The sequence below is a fragment of the Pseudoalteromonas sp. PB2-1 genome, from assembly GCF_045040605.1.
GTDB classification, from domain to species: Bacteria; Pseudomonadota; Gammaproteobacteria; order Enterobacterales; family Alteromonadaceae; genus Pseudoalteromonas; species Pseudoalteromonas arabiensis.
This window is the reverse complement of the sequence record NZ_CP090667.1, coordinates 967,549-986,579: the sequence shown is the minus strand read 5'-3', so window position 1 is coordinate 986,579 and position 19,031 is coordinate 967,549. Positions and strand designations below refer to the sequence as shown.

Here is a 19,031-nt window from a genome sequence, read left to right as displayed (position 1 = left end):
TCCCTTTTGAGTCGACCTAAATAGATTGCAATTAAAGGAGAGATTTAACTATAAGAATGTAAAGATAGGGGGAAAACCAAAGTCCTATTTTTTTAACGTGTTACAGCGTAATGTAATAGAGTATCTAAAGACTGCATCAACTTAATGGCTCGAAGTACTCTCCCTAATTGCAGGAGAGTACGCATTTTAATATGTAGTAAAAACTCAATCTAAAATTAACATGTCTTCATATGAGTTAAAAAAGCTGGTATTACCTATTAATATCGAAATTTGATATTCACCTTTACTAATAGGAGTGTTCCACAAGACTTTAGCACTGTTATTTTGTGTATCGAGAGTCACTTCACATTCCCCTCCACTCACAATACAATCCAGCTTTATTTTACCGTCAAAATCCCATGTTACATCATAAGTTAAATTCGAACCTGCAGTTGCTCTTGCTTTACCACCAGTCACGTTGAGTAACTTATCAAAATCAAAAACAGAGTATCCATTCTTAGGCAAAGAGTAGTTGTAATAATAAGCAGTCGGATCCCTACTCCACTCCATATTAAAGATCTTATCTCCTTGAATCGCTATATCTGTAACATAATCACTTGTTATGTAACTACTTAACAATTTTGGGCTGCTGGGTGCTTTGATAGAGTACTTTGAAATGCCAGTTTCTGGATCAACGACATACAGCTCATTACCAATTAACTTTAAACTAGTTCCAGAAATATTCAGTAGGCGTGCTTCTTCAATAATGTTTTCGGGTTCTGAAATGTTCAGTATCCTTAGTCCATAATATTTACTCAACAAATATACGTAATCTTTATAGGAAACAATTGAGACGTAGTGCCAGCTATCATCTCCAAACCAATCTTTAAAAAAATACCCTTGTTTGTTGAGCTCATTATTTTCATTAATATTGATAATCGCAGCTTCATTTTCAGCAGCAACGTGAACTGTATTTCCAGAGGTGGATATATCAGAAATTGCCCCACCTCTAGATGCTAAACCATGTAATACTGACTTATCTACTGGCTCACTAGGTTCACTTATATCATATAAAACTAGGTTTGAATTAGCTGTATTAATTAGAAGTTTATCACCCTTCACAGCCAAAGCATTTACTGGGTTAGCCGATGGGATATTACCCACTGAAAAAGGAGCTCTCTTATCACTAACATTAAGGATATGTAAACCTTCGCTCTGAGTACCAACAAACAATAAATCTTCACTAATTAGAAGTTTATTCGCTTTGGAAACTGTAACTTCACTCAATACTTCTGGCTGTTCATAATTAGAGGCATCTTTAATAATTAATCTATTATCTTTGCTAGATAAGTATAAAACCTCATCTTCAACGACCAGTGAATTTAACTGAAAATTTTGATCAACTTGATATTCTTTTGTTAGAGGAGCTGAAAGAGAAGAAATGTCAAAACTTTCTAGGCTTGAACTAAAATAGTCTACTAAAAGCAAAGTGTCTTCATGAAAAGTTAGCCATTTTGAGGCTATAGTGTTTGGTAATTTACCTACCCATTTAGGAAAATTAGGATCAGATATATCTAAAAAACGGACACTTTCGGAGCTATCACCAACCGCAATAACGTTTTTAGCAATGGCCATAGCAATATTCTGGGATGATACGCTTGTTTCTGAAATGACGCTCAATTGTGTAGGTAATGAAATATCAACGAGCAGCAAGCTTTGTTTTGAACCAGTTAATGCTGCTATATTCTCATTTATTTCGATTTGTTTGAAAGAGCAATCACACTGTAACTCAGCCACTAAAATAGACTCAAGTGGCGTTGATACATTAAATACCTTCAACCCCTCACTTTCAGTTGCAACATATAAAAAATCTCCTTTAATTTTTAAGTCATTTACTCCAGAAAGACTCTCATTTAAGGTGTTACTATCTATATAGCGAGGCGATGCTAAATTAGAAATATCAATCGCTTCAATCCCAAATTCACTTGAAGATACATAAACTATATTTTTATACCTAGCAAATTTTTTGTTTTGGAAAGCATTTTCAATAGAACTTACAAGATTTATATTTGAAATGTCGCTTATATCATAGAACCAAAGTCCAGTTCTTCCCTCAGCAATCAATAGATCATCAAAAATCACACTCGCCTGATAACCATTTTGAGCACTCTCCCAACCGAACGCTCGAATATTGTAAGGATCAGATATATCTAAAGCTTTTAATCGACTGTTATCCGAGGTAAAAGCGATGCCTTTTTCTACACTTGCAGAAAAAGAGTAGGTTGAGTCACTAGAGTACTCATCACGAAAAATTAAACTTTCTTTATTAAAGCTATTTATCGTACCCGAATACTCCTTACCAACAATGCTCACTAAGTCAGAAGAGGTGGTTTTATCCTCATCTTCTACTGTTAACTTAAAACTTAGCTGACTTGACCCTAGAGGCAATTTAAATGAGGGGTTACAGGTATCTGCACTAAGTACTTTAACCTCAGGTCCTTCTACTTGTTCCCAGTTATAGCTTATAGCAGAACCATCTGGATCGTAGCTTTCATCACAACTTAAGCTTACTAATTCATTTTCTAGGAAAGTCTTGTTATCTCCGGCTTCAGCAACAGGAAGGTTATTAGTAGGGATAACTTTAACATTCACTTCTGCTTCAGCGGATGCAGCTTGATCATCCGTAACGACTAACTTAAAAGTAAACGACTTTTCAACTTCATAAGCTAAGACTTTTGGTGATGTGAACGAAAGTACCAACTTATCTGTATCATTTAAAGAGACTGGTTCTCCTGATACTTGTTCCCACTTTATTGAAGTAATTGTTCCATCGGAATCTGTTGCCTCTGCATTAATTATAACCTCAGTTAATTCATTAACTTCTACTTCGGGACTCAAACTTAAAGTGGGTGAAGTATTCGCCACTGGCGTATCTGTAGGCGCTTCTGGAGTGCTTTGTGGAGGGTTATCTTCACCACCACTACCACCACAGCCGACCAAAAATAAAAGACTAAATGTGATAGATAGTGCGATATTCTTAATATCCATATTAAATATTCCTGTCCATTTAAATGTGCTTACCATGACGTTTAACTATATGACTACTTAATTTAAAATCATATAATTAAATTAAACCAATATAAAATTTAGGCCTAACCTTCTTAGTTAAGTGCGTTGTTTTTAAAATACCCTTTGTTATTTAGGCACTTTCGACAATGTTGCTATATCTTTTTCTTTTCGCATAATTTGATCATGACAATGATTTTTTGATAAGTAGCATCTAATCAAGTCCCTAAAAGTGACAAAATACTATCACATGTTGGCATAACTCAACTAAAAAGCATAATCTTTGAGCAATAATTTATTGAGTAAAACTCTAACACGTTGAATTAGGGAAACAAACACTTAAAAAACATGTGCTTATTGCTTAAAAACCAAATTAATTATAAATTTTTAATATTGATTTAGGGAAATAGTTTGAAGTAGCAAAGGATGGTGCCCAGAGGCGGAATCGAACCACCGACACGAGGATTTTCAATCCTCTGCTCTACCGACTGAGCTATCTGGGCAATATTCGGTTTTTATGCTGAATATCCAAAGAGGATTTTCAATGCAATTCCCAATGGCTCTACCGACTGAGCTATCTGGGCATTCTAAACTTTCGTTTAAAATAAATGGTGCCGACTATCCGAGTTGAACGGATGACCTACTGATTACAAGTCAGTTGCTCTACCAACTGAGCTAAGTCGGCACACTAAATTTGCGTGCGCTGTGCACTATAATCACTTTAAAAGAGATTATCAAATAATGGTGCCCAGAGGCGGAATCGAACCACCGACACGAGGATTTTCAATCCTCTGCTCTACCGACTGAGCTATCTGGGCTAAGTTCCTGACTGCAATTTGCTGCCAAGGATAATAAATGGTGCCGACTATCCGAGTTGAACGGATGACCTACTGATTACAAGTCAGTTGCTCTACCAACTGAGCTAAGTCGGCACACTAAATTTGTGTGCGCTGTGCACTATAATCACTTTAAAAGAGATTATCAAATAATGGTGCCCAGAGGCGGAATCGAACCACCGACACGAGGATTTTCAATCCTCTGCTCTACCGACTGAGCTATCTGGGCAATATTCTGTTTTTGTGCTGAACATCCGAAGAGGATTTTCAATGCAACTCCCAATGGCTCTACTAACTGAGCTATCTGGGCATAACAAAAAGCTAGAAGCTTGATGTTTAAATAAATGGTGCCGACTATCCGAGTTGAACGGATGACCTACTGATTACAAGTCAGTTGCTCTACCAACTGAGCTAAGTCGGCACACTAAATTTGTGTGCTTTGCACAATACTAATGTTCTCACTATTAGAGATAACACCAATATATTAAATAATGGTGCCCAGAGGCGGAATCGAACCACCGACACGAGGATTTTCAATCCTCTGCTCTACCGACTGAGCTATCTGGGCAATATTCGGTTTTTGTGCTGAATATCCAAAGAGGATTTTCAATGCAACTCCAAATGGCTCTACCGACTGAGCTATCTGGGCAATATTTAGTTTTATGCAGAATATCCACAAGGATTTTCAATGCAACTCCTAACAGCTCTACAACTGAGCTATCTGGGCACTAACTTTTAAACGCACTTTAAGCAACAAATCTAGTTGTCGCTGTCTGGGCGTGCGGCGTATTAAACGGGTTTTGCCCTCTCAAGTCAACTTTTTTTTAAGGATTCTGACTGTTTGAACAGTTTTCAATCAAGATTGCTATTTTTCGTACTTTTACGGTTACTTATGCAGCAAAAACTCCTATTCTGATAGTTTCCTCCAACGATTATTGCTTTGCTAAAGTAAAAACGTGGTGAATTTTTCTTCGTTGATGGTAGGATTATGTTAATCAATCAAGTAACTACTTCTTACTGCTGTAAAATTGTTGGATAAAAGCCATGTCGAGTAAATCTACATCTCCTGTAAAAGGGCTATTACCGTTATTCATTATAACGAATCTTGTTATTACACTTCTCGCAGTTGTAGCTTACTCTTTTTACCCAACACAGGATTCTAAAACTCAAGTTACACACCCAAGCCTAAATGCTGCGCAAGTAGTCGAACAATTATCACCGCCCTTAGTAAGTGCACTCACAATGCCAGGCCAAGATAAGGTCAAAGAAGTACTGGATCTTAGCCTTTTACTCAATGCTGGGTTTGATTACTACTTGTATAGGTACGAAGTGAATGGTGATGTGTCTTTGGTATTTGCAAACAATAAAGAAGAACTCATCGCTGTAACGAAAGTAAATCAGCAATTAGAACAAGCCAGCATAATTCACAAAGTGCTTGAATTTAACGACCAACCCGTTGGCGAGTTAATCGTAAAGCAGCATTCACAAGAACAGCCAATTGTTGAATCAGCTGTAATGTCATATGTATTAGCTGCTGTTGCTCTGATTGCACTTATTTTTCTGTCTGTATTATTAAATGTGTATATTAATAAACGTTTTATGAAAAGTAGTGAACTACTTAGCGATGAACTATTAGCTATTACAGAAAACCAAAATTACCACACTCATGTTACTGAAACCCTTGACTTTGGTTTAGATATTGTAGCTAAAAACATTAACCATTTACTTAGTAAAGTTCAGTCTGCAATTACTGAAAATAAAGCAGCACAACAAGACCTACAAAAACTACAAAGTAGCCTTGAAACTGAAGTACAAAACAGAACTCTGGCACTTGAACAAGCAACATTAAAAGCGGAGCAAGCCAACGAAACTAAAACAACCTTCTTAGCAACAATGAGTCACGAAATAAGAACACCAATGAATGGGGTGATTGGGACTATTGATTTGCTGCGCCAAACAGAGCTCGATGGTGCACAACATAGACTCAGTACAATAATTCGTGATTCTGCCTTTTCATTGCTTGGCATTTTAGACGACATTCTCGACTTCTCTAAAATCGAAGCAGGAAAACTCAATATCGATAACATTCCTTTTTCGGTCTCAGATACTATCGAAGAAGTTGCCCGTGTGCTGTCTTCTGTCGCTAAAAAGCGTAACTTAGATCTAGAACTTGCCATAGCACCCGATATTCCGACTAACTTAATTGGCGATACAGTGCGCGTACGCCAAGTGCTTTATAACCTATGTAGTAATGCGATTAAATTTACAACCACAGACGATAACCGAAAAGGTCATGTAAAAATATCTGTCGAAGTCGCGCAAAACACAACCGATCATTACACCTTGCGTTTTAGCGTTTCCGACAACGGTAAAGGCATGACCCAGGCACAGCTTCGCGAAATATTTAACCCATTTATTCAAGCCGAAAGCTCTATTACACGCGAGTATGGAGGCACAGGTCTTGGGCTTTCGATCTGTAAGAGCCTTACCGAGTTGATGCTAGGTACGATTACTGTAAACAGTGATTTGGGGATCGGTAGTGAATTTATCGTTGAGCTGCCGTTTAGCACGCAAGGAAAAGTTAACTTTGCTCACAAACAGGTGATGAAAAACCAGCGAGTGGTTGTTGTAACCCAGCACGAAGGCAGACACAGCTTATTAACTCGTTATCTTTCATTTATGGGCGCAACGACAATCATTGCCAATAGCAATGAAAAAATCGAAGCAGAGCAAGATAAAAAAGACATAATTTGGATTCTCGATGGCATCGAAAGCATGGAGGATATTAACTACATACTGCGCCGTTTGCTTTACACCTTAGAAGACAACCATCAACAAGTGATTGTATTAAGTAAGCTAGATGAAGCCGCTGTTAATCATAAAAATATTTTTTATTTAAATGCAGCACCACTATGTAAGTCTAACTTTATGGTGTCGTTATTAGTTGCTGCTGGCCTTCATCAGCCAAAACAAATTTCCTCTGCAAAAACACTCAATAACTATTTGAGCGTGGATCAAGCCCGTGAAGAAAATAAATTAATTCTTTTGGTTGAAGACAATGTTCTTAATCAGCAAGTGCTGACAGATCAATTACATTTATTAGGTTATGGTGTCGAGTTAGCCGAAAACGGTGAGCAAGGATTAAAGATGTGGCGTGAAAACCACTACTCGATCATTTTGACCGACTTACACATGCCAAAAATGTCAGGCTATGACATGGTTGAAAAAATTCGCAGCGAAGCCTCTTTGCTTCCTGACATCAATGCCCAACCCTACATTGTTGCTATTACCGCTAATGCACTCAAAGGGGAGAAAGAGCGATGTTTAAGTATTGGCATGAACGACTATATTACAAAACCTGTCGAACTCAACGTACTTGAGGCAACATTGCTAAAGTGGTCGCATAAAGTCGACCCTGAGCGAACACCTCTTGAAATAAAACAACCTGCCATGCCAATTGATATGAACATGCTTGGTAAATACATAAATAACGATGAAGCTAAAAAACTGCGTTTCTTTAAAATGTACCTTGAACAAAGTAATCAACTAACTAAAGAGGTAAATGCAGGGGTGATCGATCATGATTTAGAAATCATCATTTCGGCATGCCACCAATTAAAGTCAATTTCCAAAACAATTGGAGCAGTGAAAATTGCCGAACTTGCATCAGCATTTGAACAACGCTGTAAAGAAGAAGAGCTAACAAGTGACGATCTAATTGAGCTGCGCGACGAGTTCGAAATCGAGTACTCTAAAGTGGCGCAGTTCTTAAAAGAACAAATCAAAAAAGCCGAACAAGAAAGTGAAAATTAAAAAGGGCCAATCGGCCCTTTTTAATTTCTGTGCTTATTTTTCAGGTGGACGATAACCTTCAATTTCAACGTCTTTACCTTCAAATAAAAAGCCAACCATCTGCTCTTCTAAAAAAGTGCGATGTTCTGGGTCCATCATGTTTAGATGCTTTTCGTTGATCAACATCGTTTGTTTGTGTTGCCATTGGCCCCACGCCTCTTTACTGATGTTGTTGAAAATCTTTTCACCAAGCTCACCTGGATATAGTTGGAAGCCTAAGCCTTCAGCTTCTTTTTGTAACTTTTGACAAAATACTGTACGTGCCATAATTGCTCTCTACTCTTATTGCGTGATGTTATTGTAATCTATTGTGCGTAATTGTTTAACCAGCTTTTTCGTAGGGGCTGCAAGGCCGACTTCAATAGACTCATCAAGCGGATACCAAACCAATTGACGCTCATTAATGAGATCTGGAATGCTTGGCAATGTTAAAACATGCGGATTAATGGTCAGCTCAAAATGCGAAAACACATGAGTAAACACTTCAAGTTCCTTTGTATTAGCCGTTAAACCATGCTGGACTAAAAATGTTTTTAGCTCGCTTAACTCACTAAACTCGAAAAAGCCAAATAAGCCTCCCCAAATTCCTGAATTAGGCCGTTTTTCCATAAGTACTTTATCACCACAAGCTAAAATAAGCTGATGACATGACTTTTTCGGTACCGCCTTTTTAGGCTTTGAATGCGGAAACTCTTTAACTTTACCTTCATTAAAAGCAAGGCACTTACTGTTTAAAGGACAAGGCTCACAGTCAAACTTGCTGCGTGAACACAGACTTGCCCCCAAATCCATCATTGCTTGGTTAAACTCAGTAACGGACTCTTTAGGCGTTAATTGTGATGATAGTGACCAAAGTTGGTTTTCAACTTTTTTAACCCCATACCAGCCTTCGATCATAAAAAAGCGCGCGAGTACACGTTTAACGTTACCGTCCAAAATTGGGTGATGCTGACCAAGCGATAACGATAAGATAGCCCCCGCAGTTGAACGACCGATGCCAGGCAAATCCATCACTTCTTCAAGCGTGGTTGGAAACTCACCTTGGTATTTATCACGGACTATTTTTGCCGTTTTATGTAAGTTACGTGCGCGAGCGTAGTAACCAAGGCCCGTCCAGTGATGCAGCACTTGATCTTCATCGGCATCGGCCAGCGCAATAATATCAGGAAAACTCTGCATGAACTTTTCAAAATACGGAATGACAGTGACGACCTGAGTTTGCTGAAGCATAACCTCAGAGATCCACACTTTATAAGGGGTTTTATTTAACTGCCATGGAAGAGTTTTACGGCCGTGAAGGTGATACCAGTCAACGACTTGGCTCGCGAACCAAGTTGACTCCTTATTGCTTAAATTCAAAATAACATCTTTACTTGCTGAAGCTCATTGCGGCTCAGTCTATTGCAGTTAGTTAGGCCAAGCAAGCTAAAAGCTTGTACTCAAGGCGCAGGTCAGGGATAATACGCAACCTTTTTCTATAGTCAGTGTTTTTATCAGGCCAAATTATATGAATGACTCAAGTAACCCAAACCTCGAGCAAGCAAAGCAAGAGGGTAAATATATCCGCACAATTCGTAGTTTCGTTAAGCGCGAAGGTCGCCTAACAAAAGGCCAAGCAGCCGCCATCGAAAAGTGTTGGCCAACAATGGGCCTTGAGCACAAAAATGGCATGCTCGACTTTAAAGATGTATTTGGTAACGATAACGACGTCGTACTAGAAATCGGCTTTGGTATGGGTAAGTCACTGGTTGAAATGGCTAAAAACGCTCCAGAGCTTAACTTCATAGGTATTGAAGTACACCGTCCAGGTGTTGGCGCTTGTTTAATGGATGCCGACGAAGCCGGAGTTACTAACTTACGCGTATTCGAGCACGATGCAGTTGAAGTATTAGCCGATTGTATTGCTGATGAAAGCTTAGCTAAGTTGCAGTTATTCTTCCCTGATCCATGGCACAAAAAACGTCACCACAAGCGTCGTATCGTACAGGCTGAATTTGCACAAAAATTACGTAGCAAATTAAAAATTGGTGGTGTTTTTCATATGGCTACTGACTGGGAAAACTATGCCGAGCACATGCTTGAAGTAATGCAGGTCGCTGAAGGTTACAAAAACCAATCAAACACGAATGATTATGTTCCTCGTCCAGATTCTCGTCCGTTGACGAAGTTTGAGCAACGCGGGCACCGTTTAGGCCACGGCGTATGGGATCTAATGTTTGAGCGCACTAAGTAATAATAAGGTAAAAGCAGCATGAGTAAGTTAACCAACCCAAGTTTATTATTGCTTCGAAATGAAGACGAGCTTGTTGGAAAGTCCATTTTAGTGGTTAACTTTGAGCAAGATGGCTTTTTACGCGAGCTTACAGCGCTAAACCCTGACGCAAAAATTACCGCGTTCAGTTATAACCACGCTAACGCTATGTATGCCAGCAAAATTGCCGGTGTACATGCTGTGGTTGATCACACCATTCCCAATGGTAACTATGATTTAGTTATCTACTACTATCCAAAAGCGAAGCCTGAAGCACTAATGTGCCTTGATAACATTCGTGCTGTATGTCACCAAGATGCCCAGTTGTTTGTGGTAGGTGAAAATAAAAGCGGCGTTAAATCAGCAGAAAAGCAATTAAAAGACTACTCTGGCTTTAGTAACAAAATCGACAGTGCCAAACACTGCATTTTGTATCTATTTTCTGAGCTTACGCTAAACAATAGCTTTGATATCAGCCGTTATCACAAACAATTCCAAGTCAAAATAAACGATCTAGAATTTACAGCTATTAGTGTTCCTGGGGTATTTAACCACGGTGCGCTTGATGTTGGTACGGCGGTACTTCTTAATAATGCACCTCGTATTAACAAGGGTAAAGTGCTCGACTTCGCGTGTGGTGCAGGTGTTATTGCTACTTACTTAGGACTCAAGCAGCCTGAACTTGAATTTGTGTGTAGCGATGTAAGTGCGCTGGCAACTTATGCCACTGAGCAAACGCTTGCGCTAAATAACCTCAAAGGTGAAGCTTTATTGAGTGATGGCCTTGAAAATATTAGGGGCAAATTTGATTTAATCATCAGCAACCCGCCATTCCACACAGGTATCGCCACAGATTACAGTATTGCTGAAGCGTTTTTAGCTAATGCTAAACACCACCTAACCAAGCAAGGTTCATTAACGATTGTTGCTAATAGCTTTTTAAAATACCCGCCCATCCTCGAGGCGCAGTTTGCTAGTTTCAACACAGATTTTAAGAATACCAAATTTGCCGTTTACTCTGCTAAATAGCAAAAACGCCTAATAGCCTATTCCGTGACTAAATATTTTTCCTAATATTTAGTTACTTTCTATTGTCTTTGCTAGACTAAACAGTTACTAATAATATAAAAAAGCTTGGCTTAATAAGGCATATGTCAATATTCAAAAGACAAACAAGTATTCGCAAAGCATTGACTAATGCTGTTATGTTAGTCACAGCATTATGCTTGTCATTGTCGATCTCAATTTCGACTTATCTTGATGTCAAAGAACAAAAAAGCCTTATTATTGATAAAATAACGATCCTCTCGAAGATTGTCTCTTATAATGCCCAAGTGACTGTGCTATTCGACGATAATGACACAGAAACTGAACGCTTAAAGTCATTTGAATCTGTGCCATTAATCAAAAATATTCATATTTACTCTATTGATGAGTTATCTAACGAGCCCGTCTTCTTTAGTAGCTTTAATGCCAGCAAAACGCCGCCAGTGCCCATTAAAGTCGGCAGCATAAATGAGCTATTAGAGCCTCATATAAAAGATAAGGTCATTGAGCTCATTACCCCCATCGTTTACGAAGGCAACACCATAGGCTACGTGTATGTGCGAGGTGGATTAGACAGATTAAACCAATACATCAACAGAAAAATCATTATTGATATTTTTCTGATACTTTTTGTCTTAGTGTTGGTGTATTTTGTCGCGCGTCAAATTCAAAGGCGTATTGCAAACCCAATTGATGAGCTCAGTGTGTTGTTGCAAGATGTGTCAAAAAACCATAATTACGAAACACGGGCGAAAAAGACAAATATCGATGAAATAAACCAACTTGCTGCTAGTTTGAATATCATGCTTGCTCGCACACAAAAGCAAATTGAACGTCATGAAAAAGATAAGCAAGAAATAAAACAGCTCAACCAAAGTCTTGAAGAAAAAGTTAACCAACGAACAATAGCCCTACGCGAGGCAAATCAAGAGCTTCTTAATACCCTTGAAAGGATGCACCAGTATCAAAACCAAATTGTTGAAAATGAAAAAATGGCTTCGCTTGGGCAAATGGTTGCGGGTGTTGCCCATGAAGTAAATACCCCTATTGGACTGGGTATAACTGGTTCCACCCTATTACGCGATAAGCTTGCAGAAATTTGTACAGAGTTTGAGCAAAAAACCTTAACCTCGACTCACTTAAAGCGTTTTATTGACGATGGCATTGAAAACCTCGATCTCATTTATCGAAACCTTAATCGAGCAGCCGAGCTCGTTTCAAGTTTTAAAAAGGTCGCTGTGAATCAAGATAGTGAAAGCACCTCACAAGTTAATCTTAATAACTTATTAAGTGATGTGGTACTTTCCATGCGTTCAGAAATACAATACCGCAACCCTAAAATCACAATAAACTGTGATAAAGAACTTAATATTGAAACCAAATCAGGGCCCTTACAGCAAGTTTTACAGCAACTCCTAAGTAACTCGGTGATCCACGCATTTAATGATGATAAAGACAACGAAATCACCTTCAACGTACAAAATAATGAATCAAACTTCACTATTCATTATTTTGATAATGGCATCGGTGTTGAGAAGTCCGTAAAAAAACGTATTTTCGATCCATTTGTTACCACCAAACGTGGTGAAGGTGGCAGTGGTTTGGGCATGCATTTAGTTTACAACTTGGTCACTCAAGCGCTTGGTGGCAGTATTGTGTATGACGAGTTAGCGCAAGATGGGGCACACTTCATCATCACCTTACCAAAGAAAGAAGGTGACATACGATGAGAAGTATTGTTTTTATATTGCTGATGCTTTCATCGTGGTCGATTTTTGCTAAATCCCCTGATCAAGTTAAATCTGCTTTTTTGTTTCAGATTGCAAAGTTTGTCGAGTTTACCCACGATGATATAACCCGCCCTATTTCATTTTGTTTTTATGACTTAGAGTACGGACCAGGTGCGTTCCTAAAAGATAGAAATGAACTGCAAATTAACAAAAAACCAATCAAGGTTATTTTAGTGAAAAAAAGTCAGCAAATTTCTGAACTTTCTCAGGTTTGTGATATCACATACGTTGATGAAACATTAGAAAATGATATACTTCCACTTTGGACCGATACAATTTCATTGGATACTTTAACCATAGGTGAAAGTATCAGTTTTTTAGAAAACGGCGGTATAGCCTCTCTGGTTCAAGAAGGAAATAAAATCCGACTGTATATCAATAAGCAGCACGTATTGCAGCAAAACTTTAAAGTGCAATCTCGATTGTTAGCTATGGCTAAGTTTTATCCAAATTGATTTTACTTGTTAACAATTGGATCTAATCCTATAATCTCTAGTATTCGGTTTTGCTTGGTAATACCGAATTTTTGTAAATAAAATTTCCGAAAAGGTTAATATACAATGCAAACGCCAGTCATTCTGATCGTAGAGGATGAAGACGTAACTCGACTAAACCTCGTTAGTTTATTTGAAGCTGAAGGTTACAAAGTTATTGAAGCCATTGATGGCGATGATATGCATGACAAGCTTACAAATAATGATGATGTGAACCTTGTAGTTATGGACATCAATCTGCCAGGTAAAAACGGGCTAATTCTAGCACGTGAGCTACGCCAAAAACGCAACGTTGGTCTAATTTTCTTAACAGGTCGTGACAACGACGTTGACCGCATCTTAGGTCTTGAGATTGGTGCTGATGATTACATCACAAAACCATTCAACCCACGCGAATTAACAATTCGTGCGCGTAACCTTATTACACGTACAGCGCTTGGTGGTGAAGAAACTAACCTTGAAACAAATGGTGTGATTACATTTAACGGTTGGGAACTTGATGAAAACAGCCGTTGTTTAACATCGCCAAGTGGTGATGCTAAACGTTTACCTAAAGGTGAATACCGTGCACTGCGTCTAATGCTTGACTCTCCTGGTCGTATCTTCAGCCGTGAGCAACTTATTAAGCACATGACAGGTCGTGAGCTGCGTGCTAATGACCGTACTGTAGACGTTACTATTCGTCGTATCAGAAAACACTTTGAAAGCGATAACAGCACATCTGAGCTGATTAGCACCATCCATGGTGAAGGCTATCGCTTCATTGGTAAAATCGACAGCTAATTAGAATTAGCTTTCTAACTGTTGTAAAAATGATTGGAGGGCGTCACGCCCTTCATTTATTTTAACTGCTAAAACATCCAGCCACTGTTGTAACTCTTCACTACTTTGTTCAAGCGCGCCGTGTTCCATCTTCTTCGCGTGTAACTGCACATCATTTAAGCCCACAGAGCCAGCCGCACCTTTTAGTTTATGCGCAACAGACTTATACTCTTCTCTATCATCTGATGCCAAAGCATCTGCAAGCTCTGTTTGATACTGCGGGTTCAACTTATTGAATAACTCACAGCTACGATTAAAGATAACTAAGCCCATTGAACCAACAAAGTCCTCAATCGTTTCTATATCGAGTAATTCAACACGAATACCCGATAAGTCTTTTTTAGTCACGGTTTTGATTGGCTCAGGCTGACAGTTTTGTTGCTGCTTGATATCAAATAGCTCACCGAGCATTTTATCAAGTTTCGTGGTATTAATCGGCTTAGCAAGTGCTCCTTGAATGTTAATACCAGCAAGCTCTTCTTCAGCACTACGAACGTTTGCGGTCAACGCGACTATAGGTAGGCTATCAAAATGTTCATCATCACGAATTTGGCGAGCTACTTCATCGCCATTAATATCAGGTAACTGCATATCAAGTAACACGAGATCTAAATCATCTTCGGTATAAACGAACGACAATGCATCTTCACCGGTTTCCGCCCAAATAACCTCATGACCTCGTTGCTCAAGTAAGTTCGTAGCAATTTCAGCATTAAGAGGAACATCCTCAACCAACAAGATATTTAAACTACGCACGGCATAGCTTTTCTCTGTCGGTGCAATACAAAGCTTAAGCGGTATTTCCACCACAAATACGCTTCCCTCGCCCTCTGTACTACTCACGTGAATTTCGCCTTTCATTGCAGTAACAAGTGCTTTCGTTACCGCTAGACCAATGCCCGAGCCGATTGCATTGGTACCATTCACATCTGGCGCTTTATAATACATATCAAAAATACGATGTAGTTGCTCTCGTGGGATCCCTTGCCCAGTATCAGTGACTCGCATAACAAGCCACGGACCATCAGGACGGTTTTCTCGGCGGCACTCAAGCTCAACATGACCTTGCTGGGTAAACTTCACCGCATTATTAATTAAATTCCAAACAACTTGGCGTAAGCGAGTTGGGTCGAGCGACGCATAAACATCCAGCGTGCCTTTACGTTTAATATTAAACTCAAGCCCTTTTTGCTCAGCAATAAGACCTGCAAAATTCACTACATCGTTGATAAAGTCAGCGACATTCACAGAATCCGTGACAATATCTAATTGCTCACGATCAATTTTGTCTAAGTCAATAATGTCATTAAAGATATTGCCAAGCGTTTCGGCACTAGAAAAAACAGTATTACACCAGCTACGCTGCTGCTTATCGAGCTCAGTATCGAGTAACATACGGGTTAAACCAACGATACCGTTCAAGGGAGTTCTTAGCTCATGACTTAAGGTGGCAATAAATTTCCCTTTATCTTTATATGCCGCTTCAAGTGCTTGAGCAGCCTCTTTACGGCTAGTAATATCACGGCCGAAAGCGAGCAAACCAATGTACTCACCCTTTTCATTGATAAACGGTAACTTACGCATCTCAAACCACCGTTTTTCACCATCAACAGGGTATTCAACATCCAAGGTAAGTGCTTGGTGAGTTTGTGCTACCTTTTTATCTGTACACAATACTTCAGGAAGGTAATCACTAGGGTAGATTTCTTCAACGCTCTTCCCTATTAACTCTTCACTACTTTTACCCATCACTTGTTCAAACATTTTATTACAGCCTGCAAAAACACCATTGTTGTCGCGGTAATAAAATAAATCGGGAGAGGAGTCGACGATTGAGCGTAGTAACATCCCTTGCTGTGCCAGCTCTTGCTGTGTTTTTTTACGTTCTGCGATTTCACGCCTTAGCTCTTCAATTGCTCTGTGCTTTGCATGAAAAGCCATTTTACGTTCATCAATCTCTTCATTTAAACGACTGATATTGTCTTTTAGCGTTTGGTTTAACAGCTTTTCTTGCTTAGTTGCACTATCTAAATAACTGTAAGAGGCTTCTAACTGACGAATTGAGTTTAATAATACAGAAATTAAAAGTGGCGATACGACAGCGGTAAAAAACATCACCGCAAGAACATCAACCAAGGTAACAGTGCCCACTGCCACGTAATAAAACATACATGACAAAATTAATGACATGACTAACAATAAGGCATAACAAACTGCGGCAGTTTTAAACTCACCATATTTAGAGATCAAGCTTGAGAGTGTGCGAGCCCACGGACTCAAAGACGAATCAATCATAGATAAAGCTTAGGCACATAATTGAAAAAAAACAGCATAGTTAATTTTACCACTATTCCTTTAGAAATATTCATATTGTGCGATAAACACAGAATTTTTTCATCAACGCCGATTTTTTATATTTTTTCATGTAAACTACCGCGCTTTAATAACTGCAAAGAAATGAGTATAACCATGCAAACCACAATGCCTGACATTGCTGATACAGCACCTGCTTTACAAACTGGTAAATTAGACTGGGTTGGCATGGGTGAAATTGAGCTCCCTTTTATTTTTGAATCTCACAATATTGCCCCTGTAAATGTGATTGCCAAGGCACGTGCTTTTGTAAACTTATACAAAGAAGATGCCAAAGGCATCCATATGTCGCGATTATTTTTGGCGCTTGATACCTTATCGACTGAGCAACACGTTAACCCGCAGACATTAGCACAAGCACTTGATGCTTTTATTACTAGCCATGATGATTTGAGCGACCGAGCACAAATTGAGTTTAAGTTTGAACTGCCGCTGCGTCGTAAATCACTGTTAAGTGGCAAAGTTGGCTGGAAAAACTACCCTATTCATCTTATAGCAAAAATAAACCAAGGCACCTTAAGCTTTGAATTAATGGTTGATGTTACTTACTCATCAACTTGCCCATGCTCAGCGGCCCTTGCTCGTCAGTTAATTCAAAATGCCTTTGCTGAAAAATTTACTGACAGTCAACTTGATAAACAAGCTGTCCATGAGTGGCTTGGCAGCACAGAGGGAATAGTAGCAACACCACACTCACAACGTTCGATTGCCAATGTAAAAGTGAAGCTTGATAGCAAGATTGAGAGCTTTGATGTTGTTGGTTTAATAGATGCCATTGAAAGCGAACTGAAAACACCAGTACAAGCGGCGGTAAAACGTGAAGATGAGCAAGAATTTGCTCGCTTAAATGGTCAAAACCTGATGTTTTGTGAAGACGCTGCCCGTAAAATTAAAGCCCTGCTTGAGGCACAAAGCTACGCTGATTATTGGTTGCAAATCAATCACTATGAATCTTTGCATGCGCATGACGCCGTTGCCATTGCGGTAAAAGGTGTTGCCAACGGATATACCGCTTAATTCAGTAACTCCTCACAACTTAGGCACATAAATTGCTAATACAATTCAGTGTCAATTTGTTGTTGTGGAGTTACCAGATGGAATTCGCTTTATTATCAATTTTAGTTTTAGTCGTAGGGGCTTCTGTTGTTGCGTCAAAGTATACAGATGATGGCGGAAACCCATACCCTTTCACTCGTAAACAAAGTGTATTTACACAAGTAGAGAGTGCGTTTTTACACCTTCTTGAACGTGCAGTTGGCGATCAATATAAGATTGTAAGTCGTGTTAAACTCATCGACTTAATTGACTGCAAACAAGGGCTTTCGCCGAAAGCTAAGCGTGCTGCAATTACTAAAGCCAAAAACAAGCAATTAGACTATGTCTTAATTGATAAAGATAAGCTCACCATTGTTGCCGCAGTTGATCTTGTTAATAACACCAACAAGGATGGGCACAAAGCGCAGCGTGATTGGTTTGTAAGTGGTGCGCTTGAAGCAGCAGGTATTCCACATATCCGCATGAAAGTAAAAGCGGGTTACCAACCTAAAGAAGTACGTGATGCGATTATGTTTAAACTTGGTAAACCTAGCGCAGCGCCACTAAGGCCCACTCGCAACCGCGTAACAAAACCAGCCGTGTTGTCGCCTTCTCAGGCAAAAGCTCACTCTACAGCATTGGCAGAAATATAGCGTGTCATAATTTTGGCAAAAGCAGACTTTAAGTCTGCTTTTTTGTTTTTACACTTGCTGAATTCTCGTAACTACTCAAGGTTGGGTATATAATCACCCTATTCAATCTAAGGAAACAAATATTATGCATGTTGGTATTATTGGCGCGATGGAGCCTGAAGTAAAAATTTTACGCGAAACCATGGTTAACCCAAGTGTCATGACAAAAGCTGGATTCACATTTTATACAGGTGAGTTAGCAGGCCATACTGTTACACTTGTACAATCAGGCATTGGTAAGGTTGCTTCTGCAGTTGCTACTACGCTTTTAATTGACAACTTCACTCCAGATTGTGTGATTAACACAGGTTCAGCTGGCGGCTTTGAGGCTTCTCTTAACGTGGGTGATGTCGTTATTTCATCTGAAGTTCGTCACCACGATGTTGATGTAACAGCCTTTGGTTACGAAATTGGTCAAGTACCACAAATGCCAGCAGGTTTTGCTGCACATCCTAAATTAATTGAAGCTGCTGAGCAAAGCGTAAGCCAAATCAGCGATGTAAAAACCATGATTGGTCTAATCTGTACAGGCGATTCATTTATGTGTGATCCAGTGCGAATCGATAAAGCACGTGCAGACTTCCCAACCATGCTTGCAGTTGAAATGGAAGGCGCAGCAATTGCTCAAGCCTGTTACTCACTAGACACTCCTTTTGTGGTTATCCGCTCTATGTCTGATATTGCTGGTAAAGAGTCTCCACAATCATTTGAAGAGTACATCGAAACTGCCTCTATTAACTCATCTAAAATGGTTGTTGCTCTACTAGAGAAACTAACGTCGGTGAGTTTATAAG

At 39.2% G+C, this 19,031-nt stretch carries 13 protein-coding genes and 7 tRNA genes; 9 read left to right on the top strand and 11 right to left on the bottom strand.

The annotated features are described in order from the left end of the window. Positions 1-204 precede the first annotated feature (204 nt). The 8 genes from L0Z67_RS04650 to L0Z67_RS04615 form a co-directional block, all read right to left on the bottom strand. Entirely contained in the window at positions 205-3,063 is a 2,859-nt protein-coding gene (locus tag L0Z67_RS04650; protein WP_405128490.1) for a PKD domain-containing protein, read from the bottom strand. Between the two features lie 409 nt (positions 3,064-3,472). After that, positions 3,473-3,548, bottom strand: a tRNA-Phe gene (locus L0Z67_RS04645). A gap of 106 nt (positions 3,549-3,654) precedes the next feature. Then, a tRNA-Thr gene (locus L0Z67_RS04640) sits at positions 3,655-3,730 on the bottom strand. Positions 3,731-3,787: 57 nt separating this feature from the next. Continuing rightward, positions 3,788-3,863, bottom strand: a tRNA-Phe gene (locus L0Z67_RS04635). A 38-nt stretch (positions 3,864-3,901) separates the two neighbouring features. Next, positions 3,902-3,977: transfer RNA gene (locus L0Z67_RS04630), tRNA-Thr, on the bottom strand. A 57-nt stretch (positions 3,978-4,034) separates the two neighbouring features. Next, a tRNA-Phe gene (locus L0Z67_RS04625) sits at positions 4,035-4,110 on the bottom strand. A gap of 116 nt (positions 4,111-4,226) precedes the next feature. Beyond that, positions 4,227-4,302 (bottom strand) — tRNA-Thr (locus L0Z67_RS04620). 71 nt (positions 4,303-4,373) lie between these two features. After that, positions 4,374-4,449: transfer RNA gene (locus tag L0Z67_RS04615), tRNA-Phe, on the bottom strand. Positions 4,450-4,925: 476 nt separating this feature from the next. Between L0Z67_RS04615 and L0Z67_RS04610 the strand changes: the two genes are divergently transcribed. Continuing rightward, positions 4,926-7,694 carry an ATP-binding protein gene (locus tag L0Z67_RS04610; RefSeq protein ID WP_405128489.1) on the top strand — a complete coding sequence of 923 codons (2,769 nt, stop codon included), beginning with the start codon at positions 4,926-4,928 and terminating at the stop codon, positions 7,692-7,694. Positions 7,695-7,727: 33 nt separating this feature from the next. Here L0Z67_RS04610 and L0Z67_RS04605 read toward each other — a convergent pair whose 3' ends face one another. Both L0Z67_RS04605 and mutY read right to left on the bottom strand, forming a co-directional pair. Beyond that, a complete protein-coding gene (locus tag L0Z67_RS04605; RefSeq protein ID WP_062570343.1) occupies positions 7,728-8,000 on the bottom strand; it encodes an oxidative damage protection protein in 273 nt (90 codons plus the stop codon). Positions 8,001-8,015: 15 nt separating this feature from the next. Beyond that, positions 8,016-9,092 carry an A/G-specific adenine glycosylase gene (gene mutY, locus L0Z67_RS04600; RefSeq protein WP_405128488.1) on the bottom strand — a complete coding sequence of 359 codons (1,077 nt, stop codon included), beginning with the start codon at positions 9,090-9,092 and terminating at the stop codon, positions 8,016-8,018. 148 nt (positions 9,093-9,240) lie between these two features. Here mutY and trmB point away from each other — a divergent pair, with 148 nt between their 5' ends. The 5 genes from trmB to arcA all read left to right on the top strand — a co-directional run bounded on the left by trmB (position 9,241) and on the right by arcA (position 14,098). After that, positions 9,241-9,966 (top strand): tRNA (guanosine(46)-N7)-methyltransferase TrmB, encoded by a 726-nt coding sequence (trmB, locus tag L0Z67_RS04595; RefSeq protein WP_062570341.1) that lies wholly within the window; start codon positions 9,241-9,243, stop codon positions 9,964-9,966. 18 nt (positions 9,967-9,984) lie between these two features. Continuing rightward, a complete protein-coding gene (locus L0Z67_RS04590; protein ID WP_062570340.1) occupies positions 9,985-11,013 on the top strand; it encodes a methyltransferase in 1,029 nt (342 codons plus the stop codon). Positions 11,014-11,135: 122 nt separating this feature from the next. Next, positions 11,136-12,761: an ATP-binding protein gene (locus L0Z67_RS04585; protein ID WP_062570339.1), complete on the top strand. Its 1,626-nt coding sequence runs from the start codon at positions 11,136-11,138 to the stop codon at positions 12,759-12,761. Then, the gene (locus tag L0Z67_RS04580; protein WP_237114903.1) at positions 12,758-13,276 is read left to right on the top strand and encodes a YfiR family protein; all 519 of its coding nucleotides are present in this window, start codon (positions 12,758-12,760) and stop codon (positions 13,274-13,276) included. Before L0Z67_RS04585 ends, L0Z67_RS04580 begins: the two co-directional genes overlap by 4 nt. A 105-nt stretch (positions 13,277-13,381) precedes the next feature. After that, positions 13,382-14,098 carry a two-component system response regulator ArcA gene (gene arcA / locus L0Z67_RS04575; protein WP_062570337.1) on the top strand — a complete coding sequence of 239 codons (717 nt, stop codon included), beginning with the start codon at positions 13,382-13,384 and terminating at the stop codon, positions 14,096-14,098. A 6-nt stretch (positions 14,099-14,104) separates the two neighbouring features. Here arcA and arcB read toward each other — a convergent pair whose 3' ends face one another. After that, positions 14,105-16,432: an aerobic respiration two-component sensor histidine kinase ArcB gene (gene arcB, locus L0Z67_RS04570; protein ID WP_193988451.1), complete on the bottom strand. Its 2,328-nt coding sequence runs from the start codon at positions 16,430-16,432 to the stop codon at positions 14,105-14,107. A 174-nt stretch (positions 16,433-16,606) separates the two neighbouring features. Between arcB and folE2 the strand changes: the two genes are divergently transcribed. The 3 genes from folE2 to mtnN all read left to right on the top strand — a co-directional run bounded on the left by folE2 (position 16,607) and on the right by mtnN (position 19,030). Further along, positions 16,607-17,527, top strand: a complete 921-nt coding sequence (folE2, locus tag L0Z67_RS04565; RefSeq protein ID WP_193988450.1) for a GTP cyclohydrolase FolE2 — start codon at positions 16,607-16,609, stop codon at positions 17,525-17,527. 77 nt (positions 17,528-17,604) lie between these two features. After that, complete coding sequence (locus L0Z67_RS04560) at positions 17,605-18,198, top strand: DUF2726 domain-containing protein (protein ID WP_062570334.1); 594 nt, start codon at positions 17,605-17,607, stop codon at positions 18,196-18,198. A gap of 124 nt (positions 18,199-18,322) precedes the next feature. Further along, the gene (gene mtnN, locus L0Z67_RS04555) at positions 18,323-19,030 is read left to right on the top strand and encodes a 5'-methylthioadenosine/S-adenosylhomocysteine nucleosidase (protein WP_193988449.1); all 708 of its coding nucleotides are present in this window, start codon (positions 18,323-18,325) and stop codon (positions 19,028-19,030) included. Position 19,031: the final 1 nt, after the last annotated feature.